Here is a 24,617-nt window from a genome sequence, read left to right as displayed (position 1 = left end):
CGTGACGGGACGGGGTCAGGCCGCGCGGCAGAGGTTCCCGGGGGCGGCCGTGGCCGAGGCGCGGGCCACGGCCACGGCCACGGCCGCGGGTACGGGGCGGGCGGTGCGGACGGTACGGACGGCGGACGCGCTCTGCGAGCGGTGCTGCGCGAAGACGACGAGGCGCAGCACCGCGAACCGCGCGGCACCGGCGAGCGCGGAGGCGGACAGGTAGACGACCTGTTCGCGCACGGCACTGGGCGACGCCTCGATCTGCCGCAGGACGAGCATCGCCGCGCAGGTCACCGCGTACGCGGCCGCAGCGGATCCCGCCGACTGCGCGTGCTGGCGCCAGGTCGCCCGCCCGCCCGCGCCGAAGGTGAAGCGGGCGTGCAGCTCGGTGGCGAAGAGCGTGGAGACCACGGTGATCAGGGCGTTGGCCAGGATCCAGGGGATCCAGGTGGAGAGGCCCGCGACGGCGAAGCTGGAGGCGACCCCCACCCCTCCGCCGCAGAGCACGAAACGGGAGAAGGCGGTGAAGGCGCCGGATGCCGGCTGCTTCCGGCTCTGCACTGTCTCCATGATCCAACCCCTCCGATGGTGACTCCGTGAACGTGCGGGCTCCGGGCGCCGACGGCGAGGTGCGCCGGCGTGGTGCCATGATGGCACATCTGTGGCGCCACTGCGATGGTTTTAGTGACGCCACTAGCGCGGCTGGTGGCGTCATGGATGGAGCCTGAAGCTCACGGGGTCCTACGGTCCAGGGGTTCGCTTCAATGTGTATACGAGCGTATAAATCCGGGCTGTGGCACACAGGCCGGTCGCCCCCCGGCCGCGTAAGGGGGCTACCCCCAGCACGCGGAGCGCCGGGGGCACCACGGATCTCGAGTTGAGGCCTCGCGCCATCGGCGTAGCGTGAAAGAGGGCCGAGAGGAGCGAACGCGATGGGCAAGCTCTCGATCGAGCAGTTGCGCGAACGTGTCCGAGGGGCGGTCACCACCCCTGACGACGATGCCTACGACGAGGCGCGCAAGGTCTACAACGCCATGATCGACAGGCGTCCGGCTGCCGTAGTGCGCTGCGTCAACGCGGGCGACGTCATGGCCGCGGTCGACTTCGCACGGGAGAACGGGCTCGATCTCGCCGTGCGCGGCGGCGGGCACAGTGTGCCCGGCTTCGGCACCTGCGACGGCGGAGTCGTGGCCGACCTTTCCGGGATGCGCGGTGTGCGCGTCGACCCCGTACGACGGACGGCACGTGCCGAAGGCGGCGCGACCTGGGGTGACTTCAACGCCGCGACGCACGCCTTCGGTCTGGCGACGACCGGGGGAATCATCTCGACGACGGGGGTCGGCGGACTCACGCTCGGTGGCGGCATCGGCTATCTCTCCCGCGGACTCGGGCTGAGCTGCGACAACCTGGTCTCCGCCGATGTGGTGACCGCGGACGGCCGGTTGCTCGTCGCGAGCGAGGAGGAGAACGACGACCTCTTCTGGGCCCTCAGGGGCGGCGGCGGCAACTTCGGCGCGGTGACCTCCTTCGAGTTCCGGCTCAGCCCCGTCGACCAGATCTACGGCGGGCCGATCCTCTTCGAAGCGCAGGACGCCGCCACCGTGCTGCGCTCCTTCAGCGAATACATCGCCGGTGCGCCGGAGGAACTCGGCGCGTTCCCGGCCTTCCAGCTGGCCCCGCCCCTCCCGTTCATCCCGGAGAACCGGCACGGCGAGCCCTTCGTCCTGATCGTCTCGTGCTGGGCTGGGCCGCTGGACGAGGGCCCGCGCGCCCTCCAGGCCTTCCACGACTTCGCCCCGGTGGTCGCCGAGCACGTCGGGCCCATGCCGTATCCCGCGCTCAACAGCGCCTTCGACGCGCTGGTGCCGCCCGGCCTCCAGCACTACTGGAAGGCCAACTTCGTGACCGAGCTCAGCGACGCCGCGATCGCGGCGCACGTGCAGCACGGGCCACGGTTGCCGGCCCTGAACTCGACGGTCCACATCTACCCCATCGACGGTGCCTGCCACCGGGTCGCACCGGAGGCGACGGCCTTCGCCTACCGCGACGCCTCGTTCGCCACCGTCATCGCCGGCATGTGGCCCGACGCATCCGCGAACGAGGCCAACACCGCATGGGTGCGCGACTACTACGAAGCGACCGCCCCGCACTCGGAGGCGGGCGGATACATCAACTTCATGGCCGACGACGACCAGAGCCGGATCAGGGCCAACTACAAGACCAACTACGACCGCCTCGTCGAGGTCAAGCGGAAGTACGACGCAGGAAACCTCTTCCACCTGAACCAGAACATCAAGCCCTAGGGCTTGGCGATCTGGACAACAAACAAGCCCCAGGTCTCTGACCTGGGGCTTTGTGGAGTTTCTGCTCGGGGTGGTTCCGGTCGCGGGATGTAGCGTCCCGGACGGACACCTTCGCCTCAGGTCAGGCCGAATCCGACGGGGTGGACGCTTCTGCGGCGCGGCGATATTCGGCGTTGATGCGCTGGGCTTCCTCGAGCTGGTCTTCGAGGATGACGATGCGGCAGGCCGACTCGATGGGTGTGCCCTGGTCGACGAGTTCGCGGGCTCGGGCAGCGATGCGCAGCTGGTAGCGGGAGTAGCGGCGGTGTCCGCCGGCGGAGCGCAGCGGGGTGATGAGACGGGCTTCGCCGAGTGCCCGGAGGAATCCCTGCGTGGTGCCGAGCATGTCCGCGGCCCGGCCCATGGTGTAGGCGGGGTAGTCGTCGTCGTCGAGACGGCCGAACGAGTCGTCTGCTGTCATTGAACCTCTCTCGTGGAACGCGTGGAGGGGCCCTGGCGCCTATGGCACCAGGGCCCCGAAGGAACTACTACACCATCTGTCGGCCCTGATACTGCGCCGACCCTGTGATTCCGCCGACCCGGCCGAGATGCTGCCGGGGGTGCGGGGATCGCGGTTGCTTGACCGGAGACCACCTCGCTATCGATGTCCTGCGGTACCCGGGCTCAGACTTCCACCCGGGCGATCCTGATGGTGCTCGGCTCCTCCGTTCTTCCCTCGGTGATCAATTGCTTGCTCACTGCTGTTCTTCGGCAGCCAGCCCCGTTGCCCGTCGTGCGTCTGCTCTGGCTTGGAACCCCACTGCCGAACTTCCCGGTGCGCGCGTCCGCAGCCGACGCCTTCACCGAGGTGCTGCTCTCAATGACTTCACTGCTGGGTACTGCGACTTCACTGCTGGGTACTGCGTACTGCATTCACGGGTACTGCCACTGCGTTGACTGCTGTCCTGCTCTCGGCGGCCCCTGATCACCGCGGGCCACCCGGTCCGGTCGTCAGTCCCGTCGCCGTACCGCAAACGCTCTGGCTTCGACACTCCACGACCGCACCGCACTGCTGAACTGCGATAGCTCGTACTGCGGGTACCGCTGCCCGGCAGTTCGTCTCTGCCAGGCCCTGCTGTCTCTCTGGGTTACGAGAGAAACCATAACCACGCCGCGGCCCAATGTCTACCGCAGCCGCGATAGATTTTCGTTCGGCCGGCGAAGAGGTAATCGGTATCGTCCGCTCCCGGACGTGAGGCCCCGGAGGCGGTGACAGGCCGCCGCCATGCCGTCGCCCCTGGTCGGCGGTGACCCGGCGTGGGTGCGCCGCCGACCAGGGTGGCACCGGTTCAGAGCAGGGCGTGCGGGTACTGGGCGGCGCGCTGCTGGAAGGCCAGGACTGCCGGATTCTGGACGGTGCCGCCGCGGATTTCGATCGCCCGGCGAATGGTGGGGTCGCCGTCCCAGCCGGCCGGCCCTTCGAGGACCGACCGCAGGAACGGGATCAGCGCCTCGCTGTTCTCCCAGGTGGCGGCGTCCCACAGGTAGGAGGGGCTGTGATCCACCGCGTAGTAGTGGACCTGGTCGCCGACGGTGAACATCGGCGCGTCGAAGGTGGTGGCCCGGGCCCAGGCGAAACCCATGCCCTCGTCGCAGGAGACGTCGATGACGAGGGTGCCGGGCGCGAGCTTCGGCAGGTCCTCCTGTATCAGGAACATCAACGGAGCCGCGGTGTCCTGGAGCACGCAGTTGACGATGATGTCGTGCCCGGCGAGGAAGTCGGCCAGTGGCTCCGGGCCGTCTTCGGTGAGCACGATGCTGCGCCGCGGGTCGAGGGTGTCGTCGGCCGCGTCGTGGTCGAAGTGCACGATCCGTGCCGAGTGGATCGGTGAGCTGACGGCGGTGGTGCCGCGGGCGGTCAGGACATCCACGTCGTGAACGCCCAGCGCGCTGAGGGCGGTTACCGCTCCGCGTGCGGTGGCACCGAAGCCGATCACCACCGCACGCCGCCGGCGCCCGTAGTCACCGGTCGCCCCGGTCAGCTGCATGGCGTGCAGCACCGACGAGTAGCCGGCCAACTCGTTGTTCTTGTGGAAGACGTGCAGGCTGAACCCGCCGTCCCGGGTCCAGTGGTTCATCGCCTCGAAGGCGATCACCGTGAGCCTGCGGTCGATGGCGGCCTGCGTGACCTTCTCGTCCTGCACGCAGTGCGGCCACCCCCACAGCACCTGCCCCTCCCGCAGGTCCTCCAGGTCTTCGTGCAGCGGTTTGGCCAGCAGGATGACGTCGCACTCCGTGATCAGTTCCTCGCGTGAGCGGAAACCGGCTACCCACGGAGCGAGCTGACCGTCCGAAACGCCGAAGTGATCGCCGTAACCGGTCTGCAGGTAGATGCTGGGCTGAAGGTCGGCGTCGATGCGTTCGAAGTGCGCCGGGTGGATCGGCAGACGGTGTTCGTTCTCTTTACGGGTCTGCGACAGGATTCCGAGCTTGAGCTGCTGCAAAATGCCCCTTTGATTACTACCTGTCTAGCACACGCCGGAGTGCAAGGGGGATCTCGTCGGCAGCCTGGCCACGAGGGAAGCCATGGCCGTGCCACCGCCCAATGTCTACTCCGACCACGACAGGTTTTTATGTGGTCGAGGATGAGGTAATCGGCGCCACTGGCCGGGTGCCACTGGCCGGGTGCCACGTACGAAGCCCCGTACGAGGGAGGGCCCGACCGGTGTGTGCCGGTCGGGCCCTCCCTCGCCGTTCGGGTGCCGGCTCGCGCCGGTCGAATCGGTCAGACCGCCACGGGGGCGCCGAGCATCGCGGACGCGTGCTGGAGCGGACTGAGGGCGCGCGCGGGCGCGGCGGCCCGGGGGAATCCGCGGCAGGTGAAGCCGAGTTGCGTCATGGCCCGCAGGACTTCACCGACGCTGAAGTCACGCCTGTCCTGGCGGGTGATGACCTGGCCGACCTGCTTCACGGGGTAGACGCGGCGGCCGATGATCACGGAGTCGCCGACGACCTCCTCGGGCTTGATGCCCTTCATCGAATCCAGGACGCCGCTCTTGGTCAGCTCGAACGGGAAGCGGGCGATGACACAGCGCATGGTGCCTCACAGGAAGAAGGAGAGGTGGGCGGTTCTGTCGTGGTGAGGCGGGTCAGTGCGCGAGGGCGAGGACGCCCGGAGCGCTGCCCTGTTCGTCGACCACGGGCGGGGGGTCGTGCCGGCGGTGGCTCATCGTGCGTTCCGCCTCGGCCATGACGGCCAAGGCCACCTCGACCGTCGGGTTGGCTCGGGCGGAGCGGGGCTGCATCCGGACCAGCGTCACCACGCGCCTCCTGCAGAGATGGGTCAGTCTTCTGATCACGTGGTGGTCAGGCCGCCGCGTCGAAGGCGGACTGCCGCGCGCTCGCGCGCCGGGCGGCCGACATGGGCCCGCGCCGCCCGCGGGAGGAGCCGCCGCTGCGCTTGGGCCGCTCGGAGACCGGCGCGGTGATGGTGACGGGGATCCCGGAGGGGGCCTGGGCGCCGGTGATCCGGTTGAGGGCCTCGTCACCAGAGCGGACCTGGGTGGTCTGCGGGCTGATCCCGGCGGCTTGCATGAGACGGGTCATCTCACGGCGCTGGTTGGGTGTGACCAGGGTGACGACGCTGCCGGACTCGCCTGCGCGGGCGGTGCGGCCGCCGCGGTGGAGGTAGTCCTTGGGGTCGGTCGGCGGGTCCACGTTCACGACGAGGTCGAGGTTGTCGACGTGGATTCCGCGGGCGGCCACGTTCGTGGCGACCAGGACGGTGACGTGCCCGGTCTTGAACTGGGCCAGGGTCCGGGTCCGCTGCGGCTGGGACTTCCCGCCGTGCAGGGCCGAGGCGCGGACCCCGCTGTCGAGGAGGTCCTGGGTGAGGCGGTCCACGGCGTGCTTGGTGTCCAGGAACATGATCACGCGGCCGTCGCGGGCGGCGATCTCCGTCGTCGTCCGCTGCTTGTCGGCGCCGTGGACGTAAAGGACGTGGTGCTCCATCGTGGTCACCGCGCCCTGCGAGGGGTCGACGGAGTGCACGACGGGGTCGGTCAGGTAGCGGCGGACCAGCAGGTCGACGTTGCGGTCGAGGGTGGCGGAGAACAGCATCCGCTGGCCCTCGGGACGCACCTGGTCGAGGAGCGCCGTGACCTGCGGCATGAAGCCCATGTCCGCCATCTGGTCGGCCTCGTCGAGGACGGTGATCGCGACCTGGTTCAGCCGGCAGTCGCCGCGGTCGATGAGGTCCTTCAGGCGTCCGGGGGTGGCCACCACGACGTCGGCGCCGCCGCGCAGGGCGTGGGCCTGGCGGCCGATGGGCATGCCGCCGACGACGGTGGCGAGGCGGAGCCTGACCGCACGGGCGTACGGGGTGAGGGCGTCGGTCACCTGCTGGGCCAGTTCGCGCGTGGGTACGAGGATCAGTGCGAGCGGCTGGTGGGGCTCGGCGCGCTGCCCGGCGGTGCGGGCCAGCAGGGCGAGGCCGAAGGCCAGGGTCTTTCCGGAGCCGGTCCGGCCACGGCCGAGGACGTCCCGGCCCGCGAGGGTGTTGGGCAGGGTGGCGCCCTGGATCGGGAAGGGCACGCTCACGCCCTGCGCTCCGAGGGCGGCGAGCAGTTCGGCGGGCATGTCGAGGTCGGCGAAGGCTTCGACGGCGGGCAGCGCGGGAGTGATCGTCTTCGGCGGCGCGAACTCGCCCTGCACCGCGGCGGGCCGGCGGCCCGAGCCGCCTGAGCGGCTCGGACCTGCGGAACGGCTTCGAGCCGGGGAGCCGAATCGGTTGCCCCGCTCCGAACCGGCGCCGTTGCCGTTGCCGAAAGCGGGGCCGCCGGTGCGGCTCCGGGTACGGGACGAGCGCTCGTTCTTGCGTGTGGGGTTCATGCGTGACCTTCCTTGATACGGCACGTATCAAGGAATTCCCGCAGCAGAAGAGCAGCGCGGGGAATTGCGAGAACGGACCGAATGGAATGCGGAGGCGGATCCGGCCCGCGAGAAAAATGCGCGGATACGGGCGCTGAAATGAGGGTGGCGTCGGACGGACGCGAAACCGGAGAAATGAGCTCGGGTGTGGCTCCGATGGGGGAGCATTCCGTGCCGGGTCCCGCGGGTGGACGCACCGCGGGAGATGTGTGCAGCTGGGGCCCGCACCCCGAGGGATGCGGGCCCCAGCTGCCGAACGCGAGTCCGCGTCAGGCGAGAACGATGTTCTCTGCCGTCGGGCCCTTCTGGCCCTGCGCGATGTCGAAGGTGACCTTCTGGCCTTCGGTCAGCTCGCGGAAGCCCTGGGCGGCGATGTTCGAGAAGTGGGCAAAGACGTCGTCGCCGCCACCGTCCTGCTCGATGAAGCCGAAACCCTTTGCCGCGTTGAACCACTTCACGGTGCCAGCAGCCATGTCATATCTCCTTAGGGGCAGTACACCGGCGCCCGCACTGTGCGGAGACCGTGTCGCCGCGATGATGCCCCGCCCGGAAACTGACCGGAAATATGAAGCACCACCATGCGACGCGGAGGTCGACTGGAGACGCCTTAAGTTTTTGGGTACCAAAACTGCAACTGAGATCGACAGTAGCACGCCGCAGTGGATTGTATGGGCCGAATATATTTAGCCCCTGTGCCGCGGTAAGAAACCTCCTCGCGATGCCGGTCAAATCCTCAGACCGCCGGGACAGATATTGATTCACCCCGAGTGCAGTGTTGTGGGTCTTTCATTCCGTGTACGGCAGCCAGGCGTTCTTGTTCTCGTTGTACCAGTAGCTGTGGCCGGCGTTCAGGGCGACCGTGCGGAACGGCCGGCCGTGGTCGTCGATGCGGGTGGTGCCCTGGCGGTCGCCGCTGCTCCAGGCCAGCTCCAGGTACCAGCTGACGTCCTGACCGAGCGTGGCGGCGTCGATGTTCAGCACCTGGGGGTCGGTGGCGGAGACCTTGTACGGGAAGTCGGTCGAGGCCGTCGGCCGCTCGCCCTCCTTGCCGGGTACGGGCCTGGCCCTTGGGGAGGCGTCGTCCAGGTCCACGGCGAAGGACGCCGGCACCAGCGCGCCGCCGCAACCGGAGCCCATCGTGTACGCGTTCAAGCCGGGAGCCTTGCGGCCGCTCACGACATGCACGTACAGCGCGTGCAGGACCGCGGCCTTGCCCTCGGTGCCCTGGACGGTCAGCTGCATGCGCAGGTGCCCCGCCGGGACGGCGTGCAGGGCCCGGGCCCACCCTTCGGTCGCCTGCCCGGCGGGGGGCGGGGGGACCGTGTCGGGTGCCTTGTCCAGGGCGAACCACTGGTCGCAGGGGCTGTCCCAGTTGTCGGGCAGGACGTTGACCGTGAACGGGGCGGTGGGCGAGCCCCCCTCCTCCGCGGTGGACCGCGAGGTGGACGCGGACGGTGCCGAGGTGGAACCGGACGGTGCCGAGGGGGACGACGGTCCGGGGCTGGACGGGACCGCGGAACCGGCTGTGGGCGTGGGTGACGACGACCCGCCGGACGGCAGGGCCGGGCCCGCCGCCCGCTCGCGCGAGGACTGCTGGGCGGCGCCGCGGCGCGTGTCCCCGTGACCCGTGTCTCCCATGGCGGAGACGGCGGCGGCCGTCCCCGCCACCGCGGCGGTGGCCACGGCGGCCGCAACGGCGAGCAGCAGCCGAGGACGCCGGGCCCGCGGCACGGAAGCCCGGTCGGGGGTGGGCGCCGGGGTGGACCCGGCTGCCGGCGCCGGGGTGTCTGCGGACGCCGGGGTGTCTGCGGACGCCGGGGCGTCCGCGGGGTCGGTCTCCGCCCGCGGCCGGCCCGCCTCAGCCTCCCCGGCCACCACCACCGATGCGGGCGGCACCACCGATGCGGGCGGCACCTCCGGCGCGACGTCATCGCCCTGCGGCGCCGCGGAGATCGCCGCCCCCGACGCCGAGGCCTGCCCCTCCGTCACCCCCTGCCGCCGCTCCAGCAGCGCCAGCAGCCACTGCCGGTGCAGCGCGAGCAGTTCGTCGGCCGAGGCACCGCAGACTCGGGCGAACCGCTCCACTGGGGCGTATTCCGTGGGCACCGCCGCGCCGCTGCAATAGCGGTGCAGCGTCGAGTTGCTGGAGTGCAGACGCTTCGCGAGCGTTCCGTAGCTGCGCCCCGAGCGCTCTTTGAACCCGCGCATCAGCTCCGCGAACCGCTCCGTCTCCGTGGCCATTCCACCCTCCCCCTCATCCCGGAACACGTTCCAGGCTCGCCCGATCGCCCAGGTGAGAGGGGTCGGGAGCGTTCCAGGGTTCCTACTATCCCGCTCCGGACGCCATTGGAACGAAACCGGCCCCACAGTTGCGTCATCAGCCCGCCGGTCCGCAGATCGGATCGGCGGTCGGATGCGACGGTCGCAACGGGAGGGCCCCGCCCGCCCCACCGACCGCCCTCGGCCGCCTGCAGCAGCAGCCGACCGGAACAGCAGCCCCACCCAACGTCTCGTCAGACGGGAAGCGGAAGCCTCCGTCTGACGACCGCACCGACACGGAGAGTTCCCCATGCGCACCTACCGACTCCGCACCACCGCCCTGGCCACCGTCACCGCCGGCCTCGCTCTGGCCCTGACCGCCTGCGGCGGCTCGGACAGCGCCGGCGGCCCGACCGCGAACTCCGCCGCGGCCAAGAGCGCGGACAAGCAGGTCTCGACCGGGACGGTGACGCCGTCCGGGGAGGGCGCCTCCGCCGCCCCGTCCGCCGGCAAGGTCACGGGAACCGGCACGGCCACCGCCACCCCGGCGAAGGCCGGTTCGAGCGGCAAGAACAAGGGGGACACCACCGGCGACTCCTACGCCTACACCCACCCCTGCTCGGCGCGGAACCTGACCGTCAAGGTCACGTCTCCGGCGGGCGCTCCGGCCACCGTCCGCATCATCACCGTGACCAACAACGGTTCCACCTCCTGCGGGCTGGACTACTTCCCCACCGTCGGCTTCAGCGCCAAGGGCAGCGCGCTCGGTATCCAGGCCACTGCCCCCGGTGGTCTGGGCGGCGCCCCGGCGTACCCGGTGCGCCCCGGCGCCACCGCGTACGCGGCCGTGAACCTCAACCCGTCGGGTGGCAACGGCCCCGTGGCCGACGAGGTCAACGTCCTGGCCGACAAGGAGCACATGCCGAACGCGGACGGCGTCAGCCTCAAGCTGGCCAAGCCGGGCACCGTCGCCAACCCGAAGGTCGGCCTGTACCGCACCAACACCCGCGACGCGCTGAGCGCCTTCTGAACGGAGTTCACTGCGCCGGGTGGCTGTGTCCGTTCTCGGTCCACGGACGGAGCTTCTCCGGGTTGCGGACCGCCCAGATGCGAGTGATGCGGCCGCCGGTGAGGCTGAACGCCGCAACGGTGACGGTGACGCCGGCCTGTTGGGCGACCAGGCCGGGCCGGCCGTTGACCGTCCGCTCCAGGAGCGTCAGCCCAGGGGCCTTGTCGGCGATGTGGATCAGGTACTGGGCGATGCGCTCACTGCCCTCGACCGGGCGCAGGACGGTGCCGACCAGGCCGCCGCCGTCGGCGGTCATCGTGGCGTCGGGGTCGAGAAGGTCGACGAGGGCCTTGATGTCCTTGGCCTCCCACGCCTCCTTGAAACCCCGCACCAGACCGGCCTGTCCGCTCGTCGCGGCCGCCGGAGCCTGCCCGGCGCCAATACGCCGACGGGCCGAGGACGCCAGCTGCCGGCAGGCCGCGGGCGTCCGGCCGACGATCTCGGCGACCTCGGCGAAGGGGTACCGGAAGACGTCGTGCAGGATGAACGCCACGCGTTCGGCCGGCGTCATCGACTCCAGCACGACGAGGAAGGCCATGCTCACCGACTCGTCCAGGGTGACCCGGTCGGCGGGGTCGGCCGGATCGGTCCCGCCGCCGCTCGCCGGGCCGCTGAACCACTCCGTACGGTCGGGCAGCGGCTCGGGTATCCATGCGCCGACGTAACGCTCGCGACGGGCCCGGGCCGATCCGAGCATGTCCAGGCAGATGCGGCTGGCCACCGTCGTCAGCCAGGCACCGGGAGACTCGATGGCCTCCTGCCGTTGGCGCGACATCGCGTACCAGCGGGTGTAGGTCTCCTGCACGGCGTCCTCGGCCTCGGCCAGCGAACCGAGCAGCCGGTAGGCGAGATTGATCAGCTGTCGCCGCTCGTCGACGACAGCTCTCAGACCCGGTTCGGACCGTTCGTGCCCTGGCTCGGATGGGGTGCTCATGGTCACGACCGCTCCCTGGTTCTTCTCGTCCGATTCCGCTCTCGACACTTCGACGAAACACCGCACCGGAGTGTGAGGCCGGCGCTTGGCCTCACATTTCGAGGAGCTGCGTCGTCGGACCGACGAGACACCACCGATCCACCGCCGCGAGGCAGAAGAGGGGACCGCGTCATGGCCACACAGACGACGGCAGTACGGGGCAGGGTCACTTTCCCGCAGGTCGCGATAGCCCTGCAGACGTTGGCCCTCTTCTTCCAGGCGGTCACCGCCGGCATGTTGCTGTCCTCGTCCCTCGGCCATGCACTGCACGACGCCGGATCGAAGGTGATGTACGGCGCGTCGATGCTGTACGTGCTCGCCGCGATCCTGGCGTGGCGGCCGGGCGGCGGGTCACCCCGCCCCATCCTGTACGCGTCCGGCTTCCTCGTACTCGCTTCGGCGCAGGTGGTGCTCGGCATCGCGCACATGCCGTCGCTCCATGTCCCCCTGGGCATCCTGATGTTCGGCCTGAGCGTGTTGGCGCTGGGCCGGGTTCTGTCCACCCGCCTGCCGGAGCGCACCGGCACCCGGTTGTAAACGAAGCAGGCCCAGGTCGCTGACCTGGGCCTGCTTGCAAGAGCGTGCCAGTGCCTGTCATCCGTGGTCGGTCGTCATCCGCACTGCCGACTGCCTGTCGTTACCCCTGAGGTAATCGTCTTCGCCGGCGCCCTCGAAGAAGCTTGATCCATCGAAGCGATCAAACGATCAAACGATCAAGCGCTCACGAACGGGGAACGACATGAACATGCGGCGGTACACGCGCACCGGAGCGTTCGCGGCGGCCACTCTCCTCGCAGGCCTCACCATCGGTGCCGGGCCGGCCACCGCCACCGCGGAGGGCGGCGAGTGCGCCGCGGTCCGCGAGAAGGTGGACCGGCTCGAAGGGCGGATCACCCCGAACGCCTGCGCCTTCATGAAGCGGCAGATCGTCTTCGGCGAGGCCCCCAGTCTCCAGACCTACCTGGACATCTTCGACGAGGAGGCCAGCCTCTGGGAGGCCGGCGGCAAGCCCCAGCGCGGCCACGAAGTGATCGGCGCCTCGATCAGGACCTCACTCCGCCTTGTGCCGGACCTCCGCTACCGCGGCACGAACGTGGTCGCCGACGGCGCCGTGATGATGTTCGGCCAGCAGAACACGGTCACCCTCAAGGGCCACAAGGTCAGCTACCCGCAGATCGCCCGCAACGTCCTCGGCGATGACGGCAAGACCATCCAGGCCCGCCGCTACTACGACCGCTACGAGCTGGTCCAGGTCTTGCCCGAGTCTCAGCGGCCCCGCCCCCTCTTCGCCGGCATCGCCGACCCGCTCCGCCCCGGCCCGCGCGGAGCGGCCCCCGACCGGTTCCACACCCAGGAGATCCCGGCCCGCCTCGCCGCCTGGAACAGCGGGGACGCTGCCGCGCTGGCAGCCCGTACCGGCAACGCCGGGCTGGCCGGGCCCGGCCTGGACCGGGCGCTGACCACCCAGGACGGCAAGACCGCCTACCTGCGGCGGCTGTTCGAGAACGCCGACGTCGAGTTCAGGGCGGGCCAGGTCGCCTTCGGCCGCACCACCACCTACATCGAGTGGCACGGCACGATGACCGACCCCAGCGGCACCGACGCCAAGGGCACCGACATCCCCTTCGGGATCGTCGAGCGCATTGGCCCGAAGGGCGAGTGGGAGCTCTACTTCGACACCCTGCCGGTGATCGCGGACGAGGACGAGATCCGCGGCCTGTTCAAGGCGCTCGCGAGCTAGGTCGTGCACCGGCCGCTCCCTGAGCCGGCCTCCGGCCCACCGGGAAGCCCAGGAGCCCCCCCCCGCGAAGCCGGCGGCGACTCGGCGAGCAATCCGGAGCGCCACCAGGGCAGTTATGGCAAGCAAATGGCGCGCGGGCCGGAATAGGTCTAGACAACGACGAAGCCCCAGGTCGCTGACCTGGGGCTTCGCAGAAGAGCGGATGACGGGAATCGAACCCGCGCTACAAGCTTGGGAATCTATGGCGCCCGAGCGATCCATATGGCTCCTGACCTGCTAGAACAGCCTGCCGAATGCGCTGTCGCGAGGGTCCGCCCGTACCCGTATTGACCGCTGCGCACCGCCCCGAAGGGCATGCGCGGGGCGCGGCCCTTCCGGCGCTGCGTGAAGATCGATTCGCCGAGGCAGCCGTTTGCCGGTCTCCCGGAAGGCGGAGAGCGTCAGGTCGGAGCAGTCGCAGCGCTGGCATATTACGCAGAAACCTGCATCTGATGGCGGCCCCTTCGGGGTGATTCCGATTCTTCAAGTCACTGCGAGACGGTGTTCCGATTCCTCTTATTTTGAACCGGAAAATATGGGCAACCGGCTGAGGTTGAATGCGAGTTCAGTTCGATCTCCGCCCGGCGCAATCACCGTGCGCGACACGGGGTCAAGGCGGATCCGGCAGCCCCGACCATGGCAGTCTGTTCGCTAGTGCAAGGCCTATTTGGAGCGGAGGTAAGTGTCTTGTGGGCGTCACTGTGAATCCCACCGTGAGCAGGCGCCGGCTGGGGTCGGAGCTGCGCAGGCTTCGGGAGATCAGCGGAATGACGACGCAGCAGGTGGCGGAACGCCTGCTGATCTCCCAGCCCAAGATCAGCCTGCTGGAGAACGGTCACCGCCTCATCAAGCCGCGCGACGTGCGCGATCTCTGCGGGCTGTACGGAGTCCAGGACCAGCAGCGCGTTGACTACTTGATGCAGCTGGCCACGGAATCGGGTCAGCAGGGCTGGTGGAACTCCTACGGCGACATCTCGTACGGCGCCTACATCGGCCTGGAGGCCGCGGCGGCCACCATCCGTTTCTACGAGCCGATGGTGATCCCCGGCCTGCTGCAGACTCCTGCCTACGCCGAGGCGGTCATCGCAGGAACGATCCCTCTCGCCAATGCGGAACAGGCCGCCACGCGTCTCCAGGTGCGGCTGCGGCGCCAGAGCCGGCTGGGCGTCGCGCGCAACCCGCTGCGCTTATGGGCCGTACTGGACGAATCGGCACTGCGGCGCGTCGTGGGCAGCCGCGAGGTCATGCGCGAACAGCTGGACCATCTGATCCACCTCAGCGCCCAGCCACACATCACCCTGCAGGTGCTCCCTCACGACGTGGGTGCGCACCCGGGTGTCTCGGGACAGTTCTCGCTGCTCGAATTTTCCGAGGCCACCGATGTGAGCGTGGTGTATCTGGAAAGGTTCACCAGCGACCTCTATCTGGAGAAACGATCCGACGTTCTTCTCTACAGCGATATGTATGCGCACCTGCAGGCCCAGGCGCTGAGCCCGGTCAGTACCCGGCGTTTCATCGACGAAGTCGTCAAGACGTACGGTCGCAGGGAGTTCTTGGCCGACGCCTGCCCTTTGCCCCTGTCGAACCGTGACCGCCGGCCAAGGCAGGGAGTGCAGCACCTGCAGGCACCCTGTCCCTCGACGTCCTGACAGCCGGCCCGTCCGTAAACCCCGCCGCCGGCTGACTCCTCACCGCCAACTCCCTTCCCTGTGCGGCTGTTCCGAGCAGCCGGATCTTGGTCCCCCGGGGCGGTAGGGGTTACGGCGTTCCGGACGCCGCGGTATCCGAGCGCCACTGAGCCCCTGGACGACGAGTCCAGGGGCTCAGTGGCGGAACGGCTGACAGGACGTCCTATGGGCTTGATCGAGCTTCAGCCCCGCCCTTGGGCTCGGTGGTCATGCCGAGCGCTCGAGACCGATGACTCAGGTGCGTGAGGCGGTCACGTACGCGATGGGCTAGTCCTGTCGAGTCGCCGTACGCCGGACTCTCTTCATGGTGAAGAGGACCGAGCCTCCGATGAATGCGAGCGCGGCCGCGGAGGCAGTCATGATGCCGGGCCCGTTGCTTGCGTGGTTCGCGGCGAGTACCGGCGACGCTCCCTCAGGCCGCTGGCGGGTGGCGGCGCTCACGGGGGTGAAGTTGACGCTCTTGGCCGTGTGGCCGGGAGCCAAGGGGCCCAGAACATCGTGGAGGTTGCCCGGCAGGGAGCTGGTCCATGGGGGCTTGCCGTTGCCATTGCCGTGGTCGCCGTCACCATGACCGGGGCCGCCGTGGTCGTGGCCGTCCTCGTCCTCGTCCTCGTCGTCGTGACCGTGGCCGGGCCCGCCCTCGTCGTGGTCGTGGTGCCCGTGGCCGTGCTCGCCGTGGTCACCCTTCCCGCCCTTGTCGCCGCGAGGCCCCTTGGGTCCTGCGGGTCCGGCAGGCCCGGCAGGCCCGGCGGGTCCTGCGGGTCCTGCGGGCCCGGCAGGCCCTGCGGGTCCGGATGCGCCGACGGGTCCGGGGCTGCCGGGGGTACCGGGTGAGCCGTTGGGGCCGGGGGCGCCCGTCGGACCGGGACTGCCGATCGGTCCGGGGCTGCCTGTGGGGCCGGGAGCGCCGGGGCTGCCGGGGGTACCGGGTGAGCCGTTGGGGCCGGGGGCGCCCGTCGGACCGGGACTGCCGATCGGTCCGGGGCTGCCAGTGGGGCCAGGAGCGCCGGTCGGGCCGGGCGAACCCGTCGGGCCGGGCGAACCCGTCGGGCCGGGCGAACCCGTCGGGCCGGGAGGCCCAGGTGGGCCAACGGCGCAAGCCGCCCTCGTAATGGTGTTGTTGTCCAGCGTGACCGCGCCATTGCGCGCCAGGGCGCGGCCTTCGATCACGGCGCCGGTGTTCACCGAGATGGATTCCAGGGCCAGGATGTTGCCCTTGAACTGGGAGGTCGTGTCGATGGTGGCGGAGCTGCCCACCTGCCAGAACACGTTGCAGGCATTTGCTCCGTTGATGAAGGACACGACACTCGCCGGAGCCGTGATCAGGGTCGATGCGATGCGGAAGATGAAGACGGAGGCGGGGTCGTTCTGGCCGTCGAGAGTGACGGTCCCGGTGATTCCCACGGTCGGGGACGAGTAGACGCCGGGAGCCAGCGTGAGTCCGCCGACTTCGGCGGAAGCGAGCACCGTTCCGGGGCCCCGGCCTGCCGCGTCGTTGTAGGCGGTGACGAGGTCGGTCTTCGCCTGAAGGGCGGCGGCATTGGGGGCAATGCGCTGCACTCCGTTGACGATGCCGGGCGGAAAGCCGGTCACCGATGTGCCCGGATGGAGCCCCAGGTCGCCGTTGATGATGGTGGGGGTGTTCGTGTTGGTGACCGTCGAACCGGCCAGAACCGCGTAATTGGTGGCGGTCCCCAGTCCCACGGGGGCTTCCGCGGCGTGGGCGAAGCTCGGTACCAGGCTGGCCGCTGCGAAGACCGCGGCGGGGAGCAGGAAGCCGCCTCCCCGTTTGAGCAGGCTGTGCCGGGGCCGTCTGTTGGGTGGAGCTGACCGCATCGCGTCCAATGCCATGGCAGGACCTTTCTTGTTGATTCGGTTCTCCGGCCTCCCGCAGGAGGATTCCGAGCGCCCGCGACGATGCCTGCAGGGCTGCAACCCCGGACCGGCCCTCCGCGCGGGCTCACCCTGAGCGGGGGCCGCAGAACGACTCCCTGCCGGAGATGTGATGCACCGTCATGCGGGAGTATTCACGCATATTGCACCGCAATAGACCGCAAATCGGAAAAAGGGTCTGCATGGGTGACTCGACGTCAGAGAGGCGGACCGCGCGCCGCACGCCCGCGCGAATCCGGTGGGTCGTCAAAATGGAGAACCTGCCGGCGTCCCCTACCGCCGCATCGCTGAACCGATGGGCATCTTGTGGCCGGCCGCGGTCTACGGCGAGCACGGCAAGGCGGGCGTTGCCGCCCCAGGCCGTTCGGGGCAGTGATACAGGGCGACTACGAGAAGATCTGGGATCCGGTCGACCGGGCCTGCGAACGCCCCGGCTGCTGAGACGTCTCCGGGTGCGGTGATCAACACCGATGAGCCGTGATGTCAGCGCGTGCGGCTGCGAGCCTCAAGGCCGACGTGGGGCGGGACGCGACAGAGCCCGGCCGGGGTGACTGCGGACCGGCCGGGCCCTGCGTGTGTGGGGGAGCGTTGCTTTGCTCAGAGGTTCTCGTCGTGCAGGTCCTCTTCGCGCAGCAGGTCGTCCTCGCGGCGGCGCGAGGTCTCCTTCTGGCCCTGCTTCTGGTTCTGCCCCTGCTTCTGGCCCTGGTCGCGGGACGGCTTGCCCGGCTGGGCGTGCGCGGGGTCTCCGGGGCGATGGTGCTCCTGCGCCTCGCGGCCTTTGCCCGGCTCCTGGCGCTTGTCCTGCTTACCGTCCATGACGTCGACTCCTCTTGGCGTGTGGGGTAAGAATTCCTCTCGGATCACGCTGACACGCAGCGTGACGGTCTGCATCACGTCGACTGCGAAGCGAGGCACACGGGTGACGCCGGTCCCCGATGTGGCGGCGCCGGGAGGCGGGGCACCCCTTCAGTGCCGAAGATGGGCGCGATCCCCCGGCCCCTGCTGTCAGGAGCCCGTCTCATGCTGGAGCGCACGCTGCGCAAGGACCGCACGGAGATCACCTTTGTCCTCTGTGCCCGTCGACACCCCACCCGGCCCGGTGAGCGTGGTGGGCGACTTCAACGACTGGCAGCCCGCTGCCCACACCCTGCGGCCGCGCAAAGACGGAAAACGGGCCGTCACGGTCCAGCTGCCGAGCAAGGGCACGCATTCCTTCCGGTACCTGGCCGCCGGTGACTACTGGTCCAACGACGAGAGCGCCGGCGACCAGGACGGCCCCAACAGCCGTCTGCACACCTGATGGACCCATCGGCGTGACCCGGGTGTGGATTCGAGTTGTTGCTCGGCGTGCTCGAGCCAAGTCCCTTACCAGCGCGCGAAGTCATGCCCGGTGGACACGATCCCGCCATCCATCGGTCTCAGGTCTTCCCCGATGGAGCCTCGGGGCGGGCCTGTCATCACGATCAGTGACGCATAGCCGCAGCCCTGCTCGCTGAGGAACACCGCGCCGTCCTCCTGGGCATCGTTCGGTTCCTCGTATCGAGCGTCCCGGGCCTCGTGCGCGCGCCGGAGCGCATCGTCGGCCGTGAGGTGTCCTTCGCGAACTCCTGTGCCTCGAGCGCGGCGAGCTCGCTCTGCAGGGCCTCGGTCATGAAGGGCCGTCCGGCGAACTCGGCCGTGGTCGGCTGTGCGACGGAGGTGAGCTCATACCGGACTGAGGCGAGAGCCATGGCCCTGCGCCAATGAGAGCCAAGGCATCTGGCACGGGCCTGGCGCGGGACTATTGGAAAGGTCTAGACAATACGAAGGCCCCAGGTCGCTGACCTGGGGCTTCGTAGAAGAGCGGATGACGGGAATCGAACCCGCGCTATAAGCTTGGGAATCTATGCCGCGCAAGACATTCGTATGACGTCTGACCTGCGCAGATAGCCCGCCGAACACCCTTTCGCGAGGGGCTGCCCGTACCCGTATCGACCGCTGTTCACCGCTCGGAAGGGCACGGATAGGGCACGGGCCGGCCGCACGGAGAGCCGCAGTGTTCTGGTCCTGCTCGCCGAGTGGATGTTCAGGCGGCAGCGTTCTGGTACCTGCGTGGGTCAGGGCCGTCTCTCAGCGCGCTCCCAGGCCACCGTCGGAGGCCGACACGACTCCGGACTCGTACGCCGCTATCACCAGCTGGGCGCGGTCGCGGGCGCCCAGCTTGGCCAGGAGGCGGCCGATGTGGGTCTTCACCGTGCCCATGCTCAGGTGCAGACGCGCCGCGATCTCGTCATTCGACAGGCCCCGCGCGATCAGCTCGAGGACCTCGCGCTCCCGCTCCGTCACTCCCGTCAGCGGGGCGGGACCCCGGCTCGGGGCCGGGTCACGCCTGCTGGTGAAGTCCTCGATCAAGCGGCGCGTGACGGACGGAGCCAGCAGGGAGTCACCGGCGGCGACGACCCGGATGGCGGCCAGAACCTCTGCCGGAGGGGCGTCCTTGAGGAGGAAGCCGGAGGCACCGGCCCGTAGGGCCGCGTAGACGTACTCGTCGAGGTCGAACGTGGTCAGGATCAGCACCCGTACCCCGGCGGTCTCCGGGGAGCCGCAGATCTGCCGGGTTGCCTCGATGCCGTCCATGACGGGCATCCGAACGTCCATCAGGACCACGTCCGGTCGGTGCAGGCGGGCCAGTTCGATGGCTTCGGTCCCGTCACCCGCCTCTCCGACGGCGGTGAGACCGGGCTCGTTGTCGACGAGGATCCGGAAGGAGCCCCGCAGCAACACCTGGTCGTCGACGACGAGTACCCGGGTCGCGTCGGTCATTCGGTCCTCCTCGCGCCGTCCCGGGGCAGGCGGGCGGAGACCATGAAGCCACCCTCGGTACGAGGGCCCGCGCTGAATGTCCCGCCGTACGTCATCGCTCGCTCCCGCATGCCCACCAGGCCGTGCCCGCCCGGCGGCGCGCGGTCGGGGCCGCGGACGCCGTCGTCCGTGACATCGATGCGCACCTCGCGGGGGTCCGCCTCGACCGTCACCCGGCAGCGTGCGGGAGCCGCGTGCTTCACCGCGTTGGTGAGGGACTCCTGGACGATCCGGTGAACGGCCAACGAGATTCCGGCGGGCAGACCTTCGTCCGGGACCCGGACCGCGAGCTCCACCGCCACGCCGGCCCGTCGGGCCTGATCGGCCAGTAGGGGGAGGGCGTCGATGCCGGGCGTCGGGCCCAGCGGTACGTCGACGGCGCCGGCGTCGGCGCGCAGCACGCCAAGGGCGCGTCGCATGTCGGTCATGGCGGCGCGGCTGGTCTGCTCGATGACACGCAGGGCGTCCACAGCCTCCTCCGGGCGGTGCTGGGCGACGTGACCGGCGACGCCCGCTTTCACGGCGATCAGGCTGAGGCTGTGCGACACGATGTCATGCAACTCGCGTGCGATCCTCAGACGCTCCTCGACGATGGCACGTTCGGTGTGGCGGGCGGCGTGGTCCGCTTCCCGGGCCCTGCGGGCGCGCACCGCGAAGCCCGCCGCCCAGCCGCCGCCCAGGACCAGCCAGACGATGGCGGCGACACCGGCCGCCCCGCTCCAGCTCTCGGCCGGGGTGACCACGGCCTCCCCGGTGAGCACGGCAGCCGCCGAAGCGGCGAGTGTGGCGGCCAGCACCGGTACGGAGTGGCGCGGGGCCCGGGTGAGGGCGACCGCGTAGAGGGTGAGGCCGACCGCGAGGTACGGCTCGCGCGTGATGTCCAGGAGGGTGGCGGCGACGGCTCCGGCAACGGCCGTCAGCGCGGCCGGCACGGGCCACCGCCGGCGGCCCGCGACCGGGAGGCCGACCGCTGCGGCCACGAGCAGGCCCGCCCACACCGGTCCGGTGTAGGCGGGCTGGGTGACGCTGCCGGACATCCGGGCGAAGCCGGCGTACGTGGCAGCGATCAGGATCGCGGCTGTCGCGTCGAGTGCGAGGAGACGGCTGTCGTGCGGTCGCCGGAGGAGACGCATGGCCCGACCGTACATCGTCAACCAACCCGACCGGCAACGGTCATGACCGCGAGGGCCGTGATCACCGCGGCGGTCCAGCACAGTACGGCGGCCCGGCGCGGTGCCGGGCCGTCGCGAAGGACGGTGACACCCAGCGGGACGAGGGCGACGCAGAGTCCGGCGACAGCCACGACCGACAGCGGAGTGGTGCCCTTGAGCACGCCGAGCGGCAGCGCGGCGGCCGCCGCGAGGGCGAGGGCGCGTACCCGGCCGAGTATCCGGGCCCGCCAGGCGCCGATGGCGAGGAGCAGCCAGCCGCCCATGATCGCAAGGTTGAGGGCGCTGAAGATGTGGAAGGCGCCGTACGTCTCGCCTACGAACCGGGTTGCGGCCTCGGCGCCTTGTCGGTCGGCGAGCTGGAAGGCGAGGTGGTCCACGCCGACGTGGAAGGTCCGGGCGAAGAGCCCGAGGACGCCGAAGATCCCGCCCCACAGGGCCAGTCCGGGGCTGCGGTGGCCGATGCGGGAGGCGAGTGCGGCCAGGGCGGGCCAGAGCAGGACGGTTCCGGCGGCGAAGGCGCCGTAGGAGGCCGCGATCAGGCCGGGGTGCTCGACGCGGGCGGCGAGCTGCTCGGGGTAGAAGAAGTGGAACGGAAGTCTCAACAGGACTCCGGTGCCCAGGAGTAGCGGCCCGGCGACCAGCGAGACCCCGCCCGCCCAACGCCCGGGAAAGCCCGACCACTCCATCGGCAGCAGCCGGGCCTTCGCCGGGACGGCGGTGTCGTCTACGAGGGGTGTGCTCCGTATGGTCGTCATGCCGTGAACGATCCCGCCCGCAAGGGACCCGCCGCGTCGGAGCACGGTCCGCTTCCCGGCATCGGCCCCAGGTCCGACGATGCCCTTCTCCCCAGCCCCGGTGTCAGACCACGGTCCGACACCGGGCGGGACACTGGTGCGCTAGTGGTGCACGACTCCTGAATAGGTCTAGACAACGACGAAGCCCCAGGTCGCTGACCTGGGGCTTCGCAGAAGAGCGGATGACGGGAATCGAACCCGCGCTATAAGCTTGGGAAGCTCATGTTCTACCATTAAACTACATCCGCGCAGTGATCCAGTTGCCTGGAGCGCTATCGTTTCTCACCCTACCCCATGATCGACCCCTGGTGAATTCGCCCTGGGGGTGGTGTCGCGTGCGGGGTGCACGGAGGGTCGTGGGGGCGGGAGTTGGGGCGTACCTTGTGCGTGCGGAGCGGCGGCTGGAGTGGGTCTTGTTCATCCCCTAATGTGGCGATTCATCGCAGTACGGCTGGTTGGGGAAAGGGACTCGATGGAGCACACCGTCGTCCGTTGTGCCGAAGGGCACGTATTCAGCACCGCTTCGTTCCCGCTGCAGCACCTCGGTGCCGGCCGGATCGGGCCGGGACGGCTGCTGCGGTGTCCGCGCTGTGCGCGGCTGCGGCATGCCGTGCCCGTGGGAGCGGCGCCGAAGCGGTAGACACCGGCGCGCGGGTTCCGCCTCGATTGGGGCGGCCCGCGCGCTCTGCGTATCCTCGGGACGTGCTTCTCTCTGATAAAGACATCCGGGCCGAGATCGACAGCGGACGGGTTCGCATCGACCCCTTCGACGAGTCGATGGTGCAGCCCTCCAGCATCGATGTACGTCTCGACCGGTTCTTCCGGGTCTTCGAGAATCACCGCTACGCCCACATCGACCCCGCCACCGAGCAGAGCGATCTGACCCGGATGGTCGAGCCGGACGGTGACGAGGCGTTCATCCTTCACCCGGGCGAGTTCGTGCTCGCCTCGACCTACGAGGTCATCTCGCTGCCCGACGACATCGCCTCCAGACTGGAGGGGAAGTCCAGTCTCGGCCGGCTGGGGCTGGTGACCCATTCGACCGCCGGGTTCATCGACCCGGGGTTCTCCGGGCACGTGACGCTGGAGCTGTCGAACCTCGCCACGCTGCCGATCAAGCTCTGGCCGGGTATGAAGATCGGGCAGCTGTGCCTGTTCCGGCTCAGCTCGCCCGCGGAGTTCCCGTACGGGAGCGAGCGGTACGGATCGCGGTACCAGGGCCAGCGCGGCCCGACGGCTTCGCGGTCCTTCCAGAACTTCCACCGGACCCAGGTGAGGCACGAGGCATGAGTGACGGAGTGAGTGACGGAGTGCGCGAGAACCTCGACTACGAGGGATTCGGCCGGGCCGTGCGCGAGCTGGCGCAGACCATCGCCGACGACGGCTACGAGCCCGACATCATCCTGAGCATCGCCCGGGGCGGCGTCTTCGTCGCCGGGGGGCTGGCGTACGCCCTCGACTGCAAGAACATCCATCTGGTGAACGTGGAGTTCTACACCGGGGTGGGGACCACCTTGGAGATGCCGGTCATGCTGGCGCCCGTGCCCGAGGCGATCGACTTCACCGCCAAGAAGGTGCTGATCGCCGACGACGTCGCCGATACGGGCAAGACGCTCAAGCTCGTCCACGACTTCTGTCTCGGGCACGTCGCCGAGGTCCGGTCCGCCGTGATCTACGAGAAGTCCCACTCGCTCGTGAAGTGCGAGTACGTGTGGAAGAAGACCGACGAGTGGGTCAACTTCCCCTGGTCGGTCGAACCGCCCGTCGTGAGGCGTGAGGGACAGGTTCTCGACGCCTGAGGCCCTGTCGGCCCGTCGTTCAGTCGTCCCGTTGTGTGAGGAGGGGCCCGCCGCACGGTTCTCGTGCGACGGGCCCCTCCTTGCGTGCGCGTGTGCGCCTGTGCGCGTCCGCTAGATCGTGCCCAGCTTGATGATCGACAGCAGTGCGATCAGCTGGATCGCCGACGCGCCCAGGGCCTTCGGCCACGGCAGGTCGTGCGACTTGCTGATCAGGGCGGTGAACAGCGCGCCGGCCGCCACCCAAGTGGCCCAGCCCAGGATCTGGACGAGCATGTTGTCGCCGCCCAGGAACATGGCGAACAGCAGGCGCGGTACGTCCGTCAGGCTCATGACCAGCATCGACAGGCCCACCGTGGGCTGCCAGGATCCGTCGCCGCCCAGCTGGCGGGCCAGCGTGTGGGTGACGGCGCCGAGGACCAGGCCGCAGATCACGAAGGCCACGCCCGCAGAGAGCACGATGGGGAAGGCGTTGGGGAGGGTGGCGTTGATGACGTCGTTGCGGGTGTCGTCGAGGCCGAAGACGGCGAGGAGGCCGTAGAGGAAGGTCACGATCAGCGCCGGCCCCCAGACGGCGTAGTCGCGCATCTGCAGGAAGGTCTGGCCCGGGCGCGTCACGATGCCGCGGAGCAGTTCCTTCCACGGCAGCCGCGGACCGGTGGGGGCGGCGGCCTGGGCCCCGCCCGCCTGGTAGGTCCCGCCCTGGGTGTACGGGTACGGGTCCTCGCCGATGGAGAAGGCCTGGGTGTAGCCCGGGGAGTCGCCCGGGCCGCCGGCTCCCTGGCCCGGACCCGGGCCGGGGGGATGGCCGTAGCCGTATCCCTGGCCCTGGCCGGCGTTGCCGCCGTGCGGGTCGAAGTATTCGGGCTCGCCGTGGCCCCCGGGAGCGGCCTGCTGCGGCCACTGCTGGGGGGCGTAGGGCTGCTGGCCGTACGGCGGCGGCGCCTGGGGCGCCTGCTGCTGACCGTACGGCTGCTGCCGCGGGGGTTGTTGCGGGGTGCGGTTGTTGTCCCGGCCGCGTCCGATCCTGAATCCAGCCACGTGATCGAAAGTACCCGCTCCCGGGCGACCGGGTGGCCGGGCCGGGGGAAGAAGCCCCCTTTGCGGCTGAGCTGTGACATCCCCTAGGGGGTACCTGGAGGGGCTTCTC

General features: G+C 69.7%; 23 protein-coding genes and 1 tRNA gene. 8 read left to right on the top strand and 16 right to left on the bottom strand.

The window, feature by feature from the left end; genetic code table 11:
• Nucleotides 1–15 precede the first annotated feature (15 nt).
• The gene (locus tag ACFYM0_RS24470) at nt 16–561 is read right to left on the bottom strand and encodes a hypothetical protein (RefSeq protein ID WP_388504807.1); all 546 of its coding nucleotides are present in this window, start codon (nt 559–561) and stop codon (nt 16–18) included.
• A 362-nt stretch (nt 562–923) separates the two neighbouring features.
• Here ACFYM0_RS24470 and ACFYM0_RS24465 point away from each other — a divergent pair, with 362 nt between their 5' ends.
• A complete protein-coding gene (locus ACFYM0_RS24465; protein WP_388504804.1) occupies nt 924–2,294 on the top strand; it encodes an FAD-binding oxidoreductase in 1,371 nt (456 codons plus the stop codon).
• Nucleotides 2,295–2,415: 121 nt separating this feature from the next.
• On the opposite strand, the gene ACFYM0_RS24460 is transcribed toward ACFYM0_RS24465, so the two are convergent.
• The 7 genes from ACFYM0_RS24460 to ACFYM0_RS24430 all read right to left on the bottom strand — a co-directional run bounded on the left by ACFYM0_RS24460 (nt 2,416) and on the right by ACFYM0_RS24430 (nt 9,443).
• Nucleotides 2,416–2,754: a MerR family transcriptional regulator gene (locus ACFYM0_RS24460; RefSeq protein WP_385367191.1), complete on the bottom strand. Its 339-nt coding sequence runs from the start codon at nt 2,752–2,754 to the stop codon at nt 2,416–2,418.
• An 868-nt stretch (nt 2,755–3,622) separates the two neighbouring features.
• Nucleotides 3,623–4,777 carry a N(5)-(carboxyethyl)ornithine synthase gene (locus tag ACFYM0_RS24455; protein ID WP_388504801.1) on the bottom strand — a complete coding sequence of 385 codons (1,155 nt, stop codon included), beginning with the start codon at nt 4,775–4,777 and terminating at the stop codon, nt 3,623–3,625.
• Between the two features lie 281 nt (nt 4,778–5,058).
• Nucleotides 5,059–5,370: an SCO5918 family protein gene (locus ACFYM0_RS24450; RefSeq protein ID WP_388504799.1), complete on the bottom strand. Its 312-nt coding sequence runs from the start codon at nt 5,368–5,370 to the stop codon at nt 5,059–5,061.
• 52 nt (nt 5,371–5,422) lie between these two features.
• Entirely contained in the window at nt 5,423–5,596 is a 174-nt protein-coding gene (locus ACFYM0_RS24445; protein WP_388504797.1) for a hypothetical protein, read from the bottom strand.
• Between the two features lie 43 nt (nt 5,597–5,639).
• On the bottom strand, nt 5,640–7,163 hold the full coding sequence (locus ACFYM0_RS24440; RefSeq protein ID WP_388504794.1) for a DEAD/DEAH box helicase: 1,524 nt from the start codon (nt 7,161–7,163) through the stop codon (nt 5,640–5,642).
• A 308-nt stretch (nt 7,164–7,471) separates the two neighbouring features.
• Nucleotides 7,472–7,675 (bottom strand): cold-shock protein, encoded by a 204-nt coding sequence (locus tag ACFYM0_RS24435; RefSeq protein WP_388504792.1) that lies wholly within the window; start codon nt 7,673–7,675, stop codon nt 7,472–7,474.
• 313 nt (nt 7,676–7,988) lie between these two features.
• Nucleotides 7,989–9,443, bottom strand: coding sequence for a helix-turn-helix domain-containing protein (locus ACFYM0_RS24430; protein WP_388504790.1), 1,455 nt, complete (start codon nt 9,441–9,443; stop codon nt 7,989–7,991).
• Nucleotides 9,444–9,771: 328 nt separating this feature from the next.
• Between ACFYM0_RS24430 and ACFYM0_RS24425 the strand changes: the two genes are divergently transcribed.
• Nucleotides 9,772–10,491 (top strand): DUF4232 domain-containing protein, encoded by a 720-nt coding sequence (locus ACFYM0_RS24425; RefSeq protein ID WP_388504787.1) that lies wholly within the window; start codon nt 9,772–9,774, stop codon nt 10,489–10,491.
• A 7-nt stretch (nt 10,492–10,498) separates the two neighbouring features.
• Here the strand turns inward: ACFYM0_RS24425 and sigJ are convergent, their stop codons facing one another.
• A complete protein-coding gene (sigJ, locus tag ACFYM0_RS24420) occupies nt 10,499–11,464 on the bottom strand; it encodes an RNA polymerase sigma factor SigJ (RefSeq protein WP_388504784.1) in 966 nt (321 codons plus the stop codon).
• A gap of 171 nt (nt 11,465–11,635) precedes the next feature.
• Between sigJ and ACFYM0_RS24415 the strand changes: the two genes are divergently transcribed.
• From ACFYM0_RS24415 to ACFYM0_RS24405, 3 genes are all read left to right on the top strand, one after another.
• Complete coding sequence (locus ACFYM0_RS24415; RefSeq protein ID WP_388504783.1) at nt 11,636–12,040, top strand: hypothetical protein; 405 nt, start codon at nt 11,636–11,638, stop codon at nt 12,038–12,040.
• Nucleotides 12,041–12,242: 202 nt separating this feature from the next.
• Entirely contained in the window at nt 12,243–13,244 is a 1,002-nt protein-coding gene (locus ACFYM0_RS24410; RefSeq protein ID WP_388504782.1) for a hypothetical protein, read from the top strand.
• A 728-nt stretch (nt 13,245–13,972) separates the two neighbouring features.
• Nucleotides 13,973–14,932 (top strand): helix-turn-helix domain-containing protein, encoded by a 960-nt coding sequence (locus ACFYM0_RS24405; protein ID WP_388504780.1) that lies wholly within the window; start codon nt 13,973–13,975, stop codon nt 14,930–14,932.
• 306 nt (nt 14,933–15,238) lie between these two features.
• On the opposite strand, the gene ACFYM0_RS24400 is transcribed toward ACFYM0_RS24405, so the two are convergent.
• Complete coding sequence (locus tag ACFYM0_RS24400) at nt 15,239–16,822, bottom strand: ice-binding family protein (protein ID WP_388504778.1); 1,584 nt, start codon at nt 16,820–16,822, stop codon at nt 15,239–15,241.
• Between the two features lie 639 nt (nt 16,823–17,461).
• Nucleotides 17,462–17,680 carry a hypothetical protein gene (locus tag ACFYM0_RS24395; RefSeq protein WP_388504776.1) on the bottom strand — a complete coding sequence of 73 codons (219 nt, stop codon included), beginning with the start codon at nt 17,678–17,680 and terminating at the stop codon, nt 17,462–17,464.
• Between the two features lie 256 nt (nt 17,681–17,936).
• Between ACFYM0_RS24395 and ACFYM0_RS24390 the strand changes: the two genes are divergently transcribed.
• On the top strand, nt 17,937–18,164 hold the full coding sequence (locus ACFYM0_RS24390) for a hypothetical protein (protein WP_388504918.1): 228 nt from the start codon (nt 17,937–17,939) through the stop codon (nt 18,162–18,164).
• Between the two features lie 809 nt (nt 18,165–18,973).
• Here ACFYM0_RS24390 and ACFYM0_RS24385 read toward each other — a convergent pair.
• From ACFYM0_RS24385 to ACFYM0_RS24370, 4 genes are all read right to left on the bottom strand, one after another.
• Nucleotides 18,974–19,666 (bottom strand): response regulator, encoded by a 693-nt coding sequence (locus tag ACFYM0_RS24385; RefSeq protein WP_388504773.1) that lies wholly within the window; start codon nt 19,664–19,666, stop codon nt 18,974–18,976.
• Nucleotides 19,663–20,838 carry a sensor histidine kinase gene (locus ACFYM0_RS24380; RefSeq protein ID WP_388504770.1) on the bottom strand — a complete coding sequence of 392 codons (1,176 nt, stop codon included), beginning with the start codon at nt 20,836–20,838 and terminating at the stop codon, nt 19,663–19,665. The genes ACFYM0_RS24385 and ACFYM0_RS24380 overlap by 4 nt, the downstream gene beginning before the upstream one ends.
• Before the next feature lie 17 nt (nt 20,839–20,855).
• Nucleotides 20,856–21,632, bottom strand: coding sequence for a hypothetical protein (locus ACFYM0_RS24375; protein ID WP_388504767.1), 777 nt, complete (start codon nt 21,630–21,632; stop codon nt 20,856–20,858).
• 216 nt (nt 21,633–21,848) lie between these two features.
• Nucleotides 21,849–21,919 (bottom strand) — tRNA-Gly (locus ACFYM0_RS24370).
• A 454-nt stretch (nt 21,920–22,373) separates the two neighbouring features.
• Here ACFYM0_RS24370 and dcd point away from each other — a divergent pair.
• Both dcd and ACFYM0_RS24360 read left to right on the top strand, forming a co-directional pair.
• Nucleotides 22,374–22,961: a dCTP deaminase gene (gene dcd / locus ACFYM0_RS24365; protein ID WP_053675430.1), complete on the top strand. Its 588-nt coding sequence runs from the start codon at nt 22,374–22,376 to the stop codon at nt 22,959–22,961.
• Nucleotides 22,958–23,470 (top strand): phosphoribosyltransferase, encoded by a 513-nt coding sequence (locus ACFYM0_RS24360; RefSeq protein ID WP_388504764.1) that lies wholly within the window; start codon nt 22,958–22,960, stop codon nt 23,468–23,470. The genes dcd and ACFYM0_RS24360 overlap by 4 nt, the downstream gene beginning before the upstream one ends.
• A gap of 111 nt (nt 23,471–23,581) precedes the next feature.
• On the opposite strand, the gene ACFYM0_RS24355 is transcribed toward ACFYM0_RS24360, so the two are convergent.
• On the bottom strand, nt 23,582–24,508 hold the full coding sequence (locus ACFYM0_RS24355) for a Yip1 family protein (RefSeq protein WP_388504761.1): 927 nt from the start codon (nt 24,506–24,508) through the stop codon (nt 23,582–23,584).
• Nucleotides 24,509–24,617 lie beyond the last annotated feature (109 nt).

The organism is Streptomyces sp. NPDC006487, from assembly GCF_042870555.1.
Lineage (GTDB): Bacteria > Actinomycetota > Actinomycetes > Streptomycetales > Streptomycetaceae > Streptomyces.
This window is presented reverse-complemented; position numbering and strand designations above follow the sequence as displayed.

Coding starts and splice junctions, on each gene's coding strand:
- ACFYM0_RS24360 (WP_388504764.1), top strand. CDS start 22,958: ATGAGTGACGGAGTGAGTGACGGAGTGCGCGAGAACCTCGACTACGAG.
- ACFYM0_RS24440 (WP_388504794.1), bottom strand. CDS start 7,163: ATGAACCCCACACGCAAGAACGAGCGCTCGTCCCGTACCCGGAGCCGC.
- ACFYM0_RS24375 (WP_388504767.1), bottom strand. CDS start 21,632: ATGACGACCATACGGAGCACACCCCTCGTAGACGACACCGCCGTCCCG.
- ACFYM0_RS24425 (WP_388504787.1), top strand. CDS start 9,772: ATGCGCACCTACCGACTCCGCACCACCGCCCTGGCCACCGTCACCGCC.
- sigJ (WP_388504784.1), bottom strand. CDS start 11,464: ATGAGCACCCCATCCGAGCCAGGGCACGAACGGTCCGAACCGGGTCTG.
- ACFYM0_RS24385 (WP_388504773.1), bottom strand. CDS start 19,666: ATGACCGACGCGACCCGGGTACTCGTCGTCGACGACCAGGTGTTGCTG.
- ACFYM0_RS24460 (WP_385367191.1), bottom strand. CDS start 2,754: ATGACAGCAGACGACTCGTTCGGCCGTCTCGACGACGACGACTACCCC.
- ACFYM0_RS24415 (WP_388504783.1), top strand. CDS start 11,636: ATGGCCACACAGACGACGGCAGTACGGGGCAGGGTCACTTTCCCGCAG.
- ACFYM0_RS24470 (WP_388504807.1), bottom strand. CDS start 561: ATGGAGACAGTGCAGAGCCGGAAGCAGCCGGCATCCGGCGCCTTCACC.
- ACFYM0_RS24465 (WP_388504804.1), top strand. CDS start 924: ATGGGCAAGCTCTCGATCGAGCAGTTGCGCGAACGTGTCCGAGGGGCG.
- ACFYM0_RS24380 (WP_388504770.1), bottom strand. CDS start 20,838: ATGCGTCTCCTCCGGCGACCGCACGACAGCCGTCTCCTCGCACTCGAC.
- ACFYM0_RS24435 (WP_388504792.1), bottom strand. CDS start 7,675: ATGGCTGCTGGCACCGTGAAGTGGTTCAACGCGGCAAAGGGTTTCGGC.
- ACFYM0_RS24450 (WP_388504799.1), bottom strand. CDS start 5,370: ATGCGCTGTGTCATCGCCCGCTTCCCGTTCGAGCTGACCAAGAGCGGC.
- ACFYM0_RS24395 (WP_388504776.1), bottom strand. CDS start 17,680: ATGGACGGTAAGCAGGACAAGCGCCAGGAGCCGGGCAAAGGCCGCGAG.
- ACFYM0_RS24410 (WP_388504782.1), top strand. CDS start 12,243: ATGAACATGCGGCGGTACACGCGCACCGGAGCGTTCGCGGCGGCCACT.
- ACFYM0_RS24430 (WP_388504790.1), bottom strand. CDS start 9,443: ATGGCCACGGAGACGGAGCGGTTCGCGGAGCTGATGCGCGGGTTCAAA.
- ACFYM0_RS24400 (WP_388504778.1), bottom strand. CDS start 16,822: ATGGCATTGGACGCGATGCGGTCAGCTCCACCCAACAGACGGCCCCGG.